Genomic DNA, 1,281 nt, shown 5'->3' with positions numbered 1-1,281 from the left:
CGTCGGCGTTGAAGGCCTTTTTCACCGCCACCGCCACCTTCTGCACGACCGCGAACAGCGCGGCGAACGTTGCCGGATCGGCGTCGAGGATGTTGCGCGACGGCGCCTTCGGCACGACCAGCGTGTGGCCCGTGCCTTGCGGCATCACATCCATGAAGGCGACCACCGCGTCGTCCTCATAGACGCCGTGCGAGGGGATCTCGCCGCGCAGGATTTTCGCGAAGATGTTGCCGGGATCATAGGCTTCGGCCATGGGGTGACACTCCCAATTGCGTTCGCCGTCCGGTGTAGCGAAGCCGCCGGTGGGCGGCAAGGCGCTCAGGCGAGATCGACCGCCAAGCTGCCTTCGCTGCCCAGGATTATTCGCCGAGATCCTTGCGGAAGGGCGTGTGCTCTTCGAGATACTCGCCCATGCGTTCGACCTCGCGCCGCTCGCGCCTGAGATAATCGGCGACGGCGTTGCGTAAGCCGGGATGCGAAATGTAGTGCGCCGAATGCATGGTCACCGGACGGTAGCCGCGCGCCAGCTTGTGCTCGCCCTGCGCGCCTGCCTCCACCACCTTGAGCTTGTGCTCGATGGCGAAGTCGATGGCCTGGTGGTAGCAGACCTCGAAATGCAGGAAAGGGTGGTCCTCGATGCAGCCCCAGTTGCGGCCATAGAGCGCATCGGAACCGATGAAGTTGATGGCGCCGGCAATGTAGCGGCCATTGCGCTTGGCCATCACCAGAAGAATGTCCTCGGCCATGCGCTCGCCGATCAGCGAGAAGAACTGCCGGTTGAGATAAGGCCTGCCCCATTTGCGGCCGCCGGTATCCATGTAGAAGGCGAAGAAGTCATCCCAGGTGCTTTCGGTGATATCCTTGCCGGTCAGCCAGTCGATCGAGATGCCCTCGGCAAGCGCCTCGCGGCGCTCCTTCTTCATCGCCTTGCGCTTGCGCGAGGCAAGGGTGGCGAGGAAGTCGTCATAGGTCGAAAAGCCTTCATTGAAGAAATGGAACTGCTGGTCGGTGCGATGCAGGAACCCCGCCGCCTCCAGCGTCGCCACGTCGGGCTCGTTTGCGAAGGTGACATGCGCGGAAGAGACGCCGAGCTTGTCGGTCACGAGTTTCAACCCCTCCGCCAGGCCTGCCTTCACGGCGCCTGCGTCCTCGCCCCTGCTGACGAGCAGGCGAGGGCCGGTCACCGGCGTGAACGGCACCGAGCATTGCAGCTTGGGATAGTAGCGGCCGCCGGCGCGCTCGAAGGCGTCGGACCAGCCATGGTCGAAGACATATTCCCCC

Annotated in this window: 2 protein-coding genes; both read right to left on the bottom strand. The window is 63.9% G+C overall.

Annotated features, from left to right (window positions below):
* Positions 1-253, bottom strand: a 253-nt coding sequence (locus tag EOA27_RS36950; protein WP_127258778.1) for an HIT domain-containing protein, incomplete at its 3' end; no start/stop codon positions are given.
* Between the two features lie 106 nt (positions 254-359).
* The coding region (locus EOA27_RS36945) for a GNAT family N-acetyltransferase (RefSeq protein WP_127258776.1) at positions 360-1,281 on the bottom strand (922 nt) is incomplete at its 5' end.

The organism is Mesorhizobium sp. M2A.F.Ca.ET.037.01.1.1, assembly GCF_003998075.1.
Taxonomy (GTDB): Bacteria; Pseudomonadota; Alphaproteobacteria; order Rhizobiales; family Rhizobiaceae; genus Mesorhizobium.
Note: the sequence above shows the minus strand (reverse complement) of the source record. Positions and strands in the feature narration are given on the sequence as shown.